The sequence below is a fragment of the Nocardiopsis alba DSM 43377 genome (genome assembly GCF_000341225.1).
Classification (GTDB): Bacteria; Actinomycetota; Actinomycetes; order Streptosporangiales; family Streptosporangiaceae; genus Nocardiopsis; species Nocardiopsis alba.
Genome location: NZ_ANAC01000032.1, coordinates 44,046 through 50,601, shown reverse-complemented (window position 1 = coordinate 50,601; position 6,556 = coordinate 44,046). Strand labels below are relative to the sequence as shown.

Sequence of the window (6,556 nt, the reverse complement as noted above, 5' to 3'; positions counted from 1 at the left end):
CCAGGGATCGCGCGGATCAACTCACTTCACGACGACCATTTCACTGAGAAAACCTCACTGGACGTAGGAATGTTCATGCAGAAGTTGCAGCGCTCGATGGTTTGAGCGCAACAGGGGGCTCTCCGCTTCGCGTAGCTGCAAGTCGCCCCTTTTGCCCTTCATGTCGAGAAGAGATATCAAATCGAGGGGGGACGATCGTAAGTGATGCGGTTGCCATTTGGTTCAGGTGATAATCGGTGAAAAAATCGAATGATCCTTCCCTGGCTGGCGATATGAATACGGAAAAGCGAATCTCCGCAGTGATCGCCTTGAGGTTCGCCGACCCCATTGAGCGCCTTCTAGGAGCATTGACACCGGAGGACGACTACTCCAGTGGATGCATCGGCAGGTTGTGTGTCGAAATCGCCGACCGCGGCGAACCGCGAGAGGTCGATCAAGAATGCTTTAAAAGCATTTTCGATTCCTTCATGTCGCGGTTTGACAGCGATTATGCCCATTATATGGAGCAGGCCCTGGCCGACATGCTGATCCTGATCGATGAAGTTGTCGAGATGCCTCGAGGCACGGGCTCCCTGGAGGCGATCGCCGCCGGCTCTAACGATTGGGTTTTCTGGTGGGTGGAAGGGGAGTTGGATGAAATTGCGGATGCGGTAGACGCTGAAAGCGACCCCAGGGTCGCCTGGAACAGGCATCAAGTGTCCAGGTTGGTCGATAGGGTTCGCTCTTCCCTGGAGGAGAGCGGTGACATTGGTTCTCACTTGAGGGATGCCGAAAGCGATGGAAGGGAGATTTCTTCCTGGCTGTCCGGTGATTTTTTCTGATCGCCCGGCCATGAAATATAATTCGATGAGATTTGGCGTGTAAGCGGTGCGGACACTCGAGGACGGCGATGCCGATCCGACGGCACCGACTTGGTTTTCCGCCAAGAATGACCAACGGTTTCCTGGCGAGTATTATCCCTAACAGCAGGAGAATCTTGCAGCAGCCAAAGGACCTTCATGGATGAGCTGGATCGGGTTCGCTTCGGCCCGGTAGGAGAGGCTCCTTCCGTGATGGTCCGCATGGATGTGAACCCTCTGTCGGATGCGGGAGAGTACGCTTGCCGACTCAGGCGGGTTCTGACTTCGGTGATCGCCATCGGCTCCCTTCAAGGTTTTGAGCGTGAGCACTTTGACCACTCATCGCTTCCCGGATGGTTTCTCGCCTCCTTTTGCGACACTGAACCCGTTGAGGGGTCAGCCGATGATCTCGTGCTGCAAGGTTGCGAGAATTACTACCGGCATCGCCAGGGCGATATCTGGGGGGTGCATGAATGGATATCGCTCTTCGACCCCGAGGACAGACGATGGTCCTGGTGGGACATCGTCGTCTCGGACGGGGGTGGCGTGAGTGTGTTCGTAGATACCCGCGGAGAGCCGGTGGTGCCGTTCGAGGAGCTTTGGTGGATGCTCTATGCCACTGGCGCCAGGTCTGTCTCCGGGCCTGTTCTGGCCACTTCTGATGATTGGGAGGCGGGGAAGCGGTTGCGGTGAGATGACTCCATACGGGTCGCCAGGCCTCGCCGGTCACCGTCGTGATCACCTCCAGGCAGGGCCTGAGGGCTCGACGGGGCGCTTCCTTCGCTCGGGCTTGGAGCCACGATGTAGGAAACGAACACGCATATCACCCACAGGCGGAGAAGGTTAACGAACCTGTTATCGCAACCCCCCGTGCGCTCGCCATGACGCCCTGTTCCACTGGGGTGGCGGCCACGACGAGGCGGCCGCCCCACGCAGGCCGCGACCCGACCGTTCGTACCCTCTCGACCGGCCGGCACCGGCCCGCGCGGGTCTCCCCCGTACCCCTCTGGAGTCGACTTGAGCCCGAACCCCCCGAACCCCCCGAGCCGCCGGACCCTCCTCAAGAACGTCGGCGGTCTCTCCCTCGGCATGGCCGTGGCCTCCGGCGGCCTTCTGGCGGCGACGTCCCCCGCCCGCGCCGAAACCGCCGCACGGCCTCTCCCCTCCCCCGACCATGCCGGCCTGCGCCTCGTCGCGCACAACGAGGACGACCCTCGTATGTGGTACTACCGCTTCGAGACGGACGAGGTCGCGTGGGATCCCGCCATCAACGTCCTGGTACCCCGCGGCTACCGCGATGATGGGCGCACCTACCCCGTCCTGTACCTGCTGCACGGCGGCGGGCCGGGCCAGGACTTCATCAGCTGGGACAAGGCCGGCATCCGTGAGCTGTCCGAGGACAAGCAGATCATCATCGTGATGCCCGACGGCGGGCCCTGCGGGTGGTACAGCAACCCCGTCACCTCCAACGTCGGCCCCCGCAACTGGGAGACGTTCCACATGAGCCAGGTCCTGCCCTGGGTCGACGCGAACTTCCGAACGTACGCCGAGTTCGATGGTCGGGCCGTGGCGGGCTTCTCGATGGGCGGCTTCGGCGCGCTCAAGTACGCGGCCAAGTACTACGGTCACTTCGCCTCGGTCAGCTCCTACTCGGGTCCGGCGAGCACGCGCCGTGACTTCGGGCTGGTCACCCACTGGGCGAACTTCACCTCCGGGGCCTTCGAGCTCGGTGGCGGCACGGTCTACGGGGTGCCCTGGGACGAGGGGCGGGTGAGCGCGGACAACCCGGTGGAGAACGTCGAACGCTATCGCGGTAAGCGCGTGTTCATGGTCGCCGGGGACAGCCCCGATCCGTTCGACCTGTTCGACCGGATGAACGAGGAGCAGGTCCTGGCCGGGCAGCGTGAGTTCCGCTCCCTGTTGGACGGCGCCGATATCCCCCACGAGTCGCACGAGGTCGGTGGCGGTCACTTCGTCCGGCCGGAGCTGGTGCGCGCCGACCTGGACGGCATGATCGGGCGGTTGCGTTCGGCCGGATAGCCCCGCTTCGCGCAGAGGCTCTGGCGGCTCTGGCACACGGAATCGGCGAAGCGGTCGCCTCACTCCGCACGTGGTCGAGGCTCTGCCGGCCTCGCCGTGTCATGGTGCGCGCGAGCTCGACCTTGGGAAACTGGCCGGCGCGCACCCAGGCGGGTCGATCGGTGTCACCGCGAACCGCCGGCTCGACGCCTCCGCACCACCCGGTTCATCGACCAGGGCCTCTCGGTGGAGGAATCGAAGACCGTCCCGGGCCATGACGGGGTACTCGTTGGTCGGGGGTCGCACCCGAAGTGCGCTTCGGGTGCGACCCCCGCGGAGGGTCCCGATCGGAGCCGTCGGGTCTCCAGTCCCTGGGCTCCGACATCCAGCCGGCCCTCACGTTCTATGGCTGCTCCGGCTCACCGGTCTTCGCAGCGTCCACGTGCGATGGCAGATGGTGCGGAGGGGCCGGAGGTGGTGGTGACACCCCCGGCCCACTCCCCCATAACCCCACCCGACTCCAAGGCCGGGCGAGGCCTTCGCCACCCGAAGGCGGCGGGGCTTGGCGGACCTGGCGGTACGGGACCCTGACAGAGCCCGCGGAAAGCTGATCCGCGTCGTCCGAGGTCGACCGCACCGCCACGCCGGCTTTCACGCCCCCGCGCACGTCACCGACGCGCGGGAGGCGGAAGGTCTTCGTGTCCCGATCACGGCCGGGACGGTCTACTCCCCCGTCTCAGAGAGAGCAGACATCGTGTTGCTTCCACTCGGCCCACGTGGTCACCGTCCGGGTTCGGTGAGCAGGCGTTGAACGTCGGACTTGAAGTAGCGGCGATGGCCGCCGAGCGTGCGGACCCAGCGGAGTCTGCCTTCCTGGGCCCACAAACGGACGGTCTTGGGATCCACCCGAAAGGCCTGGGCGACCTCCTGTGGGGTGAGCAGGTCCATGGGGTCGACATCCGGCTGCGTCATGTTCTTCTCTCAAAGGGGGTCGTTATCGGAGGTCAAGGAAGTTCAGGGGGGTCGGTCGTGTGCGCCGGACCCGTATCAGAGGCATGGAAGTCGTAACAGGAGGATGTTCATCGCGCCGATGTCCGTGTTCGGGCAGCGTGCAGCGCGGCCAAGACCTGGACCAGTCGTCCTTCGGCGTCGTCCAGCAAGGCGTTCCTGCGGGCTTGGCTGTTACCGGCCCACTGGGCGCGGGTCAGGTAGCGGGCGGCGTCCTCGGCGGCGCTCGCCCCGGCCAGCAGGGTGGGGCCGCAGGCCGGGCGGGCGGCCTGGTCCCACGCGGGACGGGTGCCCTCGACCTGCCGACGCCGGGTCTGGAGCGGCAGTTGGGCCTGGTCCCAGAGCAGGTAGGCCTGCTCACGCCCTTCCTGGTCGGCCTCGTAAGCATCGAGAAGCCTGGTCAGGAGCTCGTGGGAGGGGCGGATGCGTCCGGTCTCGATCCGCGAGACCGTCGACTGGTCCACACCCGAGAGCCGATATCCGCTCAACCCGGCCACCTTGCGCAGCCGCTTCAAGTGGACACCGAGCGCCTTCTTGGACTCGGAGCACAGAGAATCCGCGTCCTGATCCACCTGGGCCTCCTTGCTCTCCACCGACACGGGCCGGTCATCGTTCATGAAGTGTTCGGGCTGTTCGGGGCCGGTCATGCGCGCTCCGGGAACGGTCGACCCGGCCCAGTGGACGAGGAAGGCACGAGCTTCTCTGTCCGCTCTACGGACTCGGCACCTCTCCGAGGTCGAGAGCGAATCCGGATCGGGGTACGTCATCTCTGTTCTTCCGGAAGTGCCTTGGTTCAGGGGTGGGCCCCAGGAGGGCGCTCCTTAGGGCGCGCCTCCTGGGGCACCGGACGGGCCACGCGTTGCTGCTGCCAGGCCGCAAGTGCCCCGTCGTCTTGTGGGGATCGGCTAGGCGAGGGTGCGGACCAGCGCGTCCCAGGCACTGCCCGGCAACGTCAGTCGGACCTGGTCGGGGTTCTGGGTGTCGCCCATCAACACGTTCCCGCCATCAAGCAGCTTGGCGGCGGCGCAGTTGGAGGCGCCCTGAGAGGCTTCGGCCTTGTGCCACACCCCGGCGGTCAAGGACCTACGGCCCTGGGTCTCCACGATCTTCATGAAATATCCTCTACCTGCTTGTTCTTGCGGTTGAAACCCCGGGAGGCGGCGGCAACCGCCCCCGGGAGGCGAGCCCTCGCGGGCTCTTCGGTGCCCTCACTTCTCAGGTGAGGGCACCGAGTCTTTTCACGGCCCGATCAGGCGACCCCGGTGGAGGGAGCAGGCCGCACGGGAAGCGCGGACCGGTCGGAGCACTCGGACCGAGCGACTCGGTCAGGGCGGTCGGGCTGGGTGGAGGCGTCCAGGGTGGTCAGGGCGGCGATCGGCGGCTCTCCCCCGCCCGGATCGCACGGCGACAAGCCCCGCCAACGCCCCCAACCGGCGGCCTCGAACACCTTCCGCAGCCCCTCCGGCTCACGTGCCACTAACCGGGTATCCGCACCCTGCTCCCGGGCCTGGCCGGTGTAGACCTCAGCGGCACCGTTCATCCCGGACAGGTGGGTGATCCCCCAGCCGCTCCCCGGTGCCAGCCTCGCGGCGAGCGCCTCGACCAGGCCTGTGACCTCGGAATCCTCCAAGTGGTCGAGGGTCAGGGTGGAGAGCACCCCCACCGGAACCGACAGATCCAGATGCTCACCCAACGCGTTGACCAGCGTCTCCGGAAACCTCAGATCCAGATCCAAGACCCGCACGTTGTACCCCCGAACCTGAGCAGGGTGCTCCCACCACGCCCGCACCGCCGCCAGGGCGGCGAGGTCGTGATCGACATAGACCGTCCTCGCCCGGCTTCCCCACAACACCCGGCCCCGTTCATGCGGGGCTCGACGCATCGCCGGCAACCCACAACCCAGATCGATCACCTGGGAGAAGGAGCGGCAGACCGCGCCCACCACACCTTCCCGGGCCTTGCGGTGCACCAACATCTGCCCCGCCAACCCCGGCGAGGCCTCCGCCATCTTGACGGCGACATGGCGGTCCTGGCTCCAGAAATCCTTGCCGTAGTCCAGGTAATCGAACGTGCGGGCCGCGTTGGTCAACGCCCATTCCTCACGATCCAGCAGGGTGCCGCTACGGGCCGCGCCCCACGTCATGGTCTTTCCGGTACCGGGCGTGCTCATGAGGTCGTCCACGTCCGTCCGCCCTGGTCGAGGTAGCGGCGTATGGCCACACCGAGCTCTTGGGTGCCGGCGTCCTGTTCGGCCTGTTCGGCTTCGCGGAGTTGCCGTTCCACCCGGGAGCGTTCGTCCAAGATCCCGTCGACGATCAGCCGGGCCAGGCTCAACCTGTGGTCGACCCGCGCCAATCGCTGTTGGACGCTCAATCGGCCCAACAGTCGCAGCGCGCTCAACTCCGCGGCGGCGCTCTGCTCTGTCACCCGCGAGGCGGACGGACTCTCAGGAGCCGGCGGGGTGGACGGAGATCGCGGGGTGCGACGGGGAAGAGGGACCGGAGGCTTCGGCGGGACGGGCTGTTCAGGTTCGCTGGAGTTCGGGAGGAGCCCGGCCCAGTGAGCGAACCGGCGCCGAAGACCGAACCAGCTCCTCCGAACCTTCGGGATGACCGGGCCAGCGGTGGTGATGTCGGGCGGAACGAAGATTCCCGTCCGAGCCAGCAGGGTGTGCCTGCCCCGCTGTACCG

At 66.0% G+C, this 6,556-nt stretch carries 8 protein-coding genes; 3 read left to right on the top strand and 5 right to left on the bottom strand.

Annotated features, from left to right (window positions below; all coding sequences use genetic code 11):
* Nucleotides 1-236 precede the first annotated feature (236 nt).
* From D451_RS0125035 to D451_RS0125025, 3 genes are all read left to right on the top strand, one after another.
* The gene (locus D451_RS0125035) at nt 237-821 is read left to right on the top strand and encodes a hypothetical protein (RefSeq protein WP_152473003.1); all 585 of its coding nucleotides are present in this window, start codon (nt 237-239) and stop codon (nt 819-821) included.
* Between the two features lie 177 nt (nt 822-998).
* Nucleotides 999-1,532 (top strand): hypothetical protein, encoded by a 534-nt coding sequence (locus tag D451_RS27090; protein ID WP_017536440.1) that lies wholly within the window; start codon nt 999-1,001, stop codon nt 1,530-1,532.
* Nucleotides 1,533-1,856: 324 nt separating this feature from the next.
* Entirely contained in the window at nt 1,857-2,879 is a 1,023-nt protein-coding gene (locus D451_RS0125025) for an alpha/beta hydrolase (protein WP_026125355.1), read from the top strand.
* Between the two features lie 759 nt (nt 2,880-3,638).
* Here the strand turns inward: D451_RS0125025 and D451_RS0125020 are convergent.
* From D451_RS0125020 to D451_RS0125000, 5 genes are all read right to left on the bottom strand, one after another.
* Entirely contained in the window at nt 3,639-3,806 is a 168-nt protein-coding gene (locus D451_RS0125020) for a BldC family transcriptional regulator (RefSeq protein WP_014910824.1), read from the bottom strand.
* 131 nt (nt 3,807-3,937) lie between these two features.
* Nucleotides 3,938-4,513, bottom strand: a complete 576-nt coding sequence (locus tag D451_RS0125015; RefSeq protein ID WP_017536438.1) for a helix-turn-helix domain-containing protein — start codon at nt 4,511-4,513, stop codon at nt 3,938-3,940.
* 258 nt (nt 4,514-4,771) lie between these two features.
* A complete protein-coding gene (locus tag D451_RS0125010) occupies nt 4,772-4,978 on the bottom strand; it encodes a DUF397 domain-containing protein (protein ID WP_017536437.1) in 207 nt (68 codons plus the stop codon).
* A 137-nt stretch (nt 4,979-5,115) separates the two neighbouring features.
* Nucleotides 5,116-6,036 carry an SAM-dependent methyltransferase gene (locus D451_RS0125005; RefSeq protein ID WP_036568713.1) on the bottom strand — a complete coding sequence of 307 codons (921 nt, stop codon included), beginning with the start codon at nt 6,034-6,036 and terminating at the stop codon, nt 5,116-5,118.
* Nucleotides 6,033-6,293, bottom strand: a complete 261-nt coding sequence (locus D451_RS0125000; RefSeq protein ID WP_026125353.1) for a hypothetical protein — start codon at nt 6,291-6,293, stop codon at nt 6,033-6,035. The genes D451_RS0125005 and D451_RS0125000 overlap by 4 nt, the downstream gene beginning before the upstream one ends.
* Nucleotides 6,294-6,556: the final 263 nt, after the last annotated feature.

Excerpts from the sequence above, each read along its gene's own strand:
- D451_RS27090 (WP_017536440.1), top strand. The coding sequence starts at position 999 with ATGGATGAGCTGGATCGGGTTCGCTTCGGCCCGGTAGGAGAGGCTCCT.
- D451_RS0125020 (WP_014910824.1), bottom strand. The coding sequence starts at position 3,806 with ATGGACCTGCTCACCCCACAGGAGGTCGCCCAGGCCTTTCGGGTGGAT.
- D451_RS0125010 (WP_017536437.1), bottom strand. The coding sequence starts at position 4,978 with ATGAAGATCGTGGAGACCCAGGGCCGTAGGTCCTTGACCGCCGGGGTG.
- D451_RS0125005 (WP_036568713.1), bottom strand. The coding sequence starts at position 6,036 with ATGAGCACGCCCGGTACCGGAAAGACCATGACGTGGGGCGCGGCCCGT.
- D451_RS0125015 (WP_017536438.1), bottom strand. The coding sequence starts at position 4,513 with ATGACCGGCCCCGAACAGCCCGAACACTTCATGAACGATGACCGGCCC.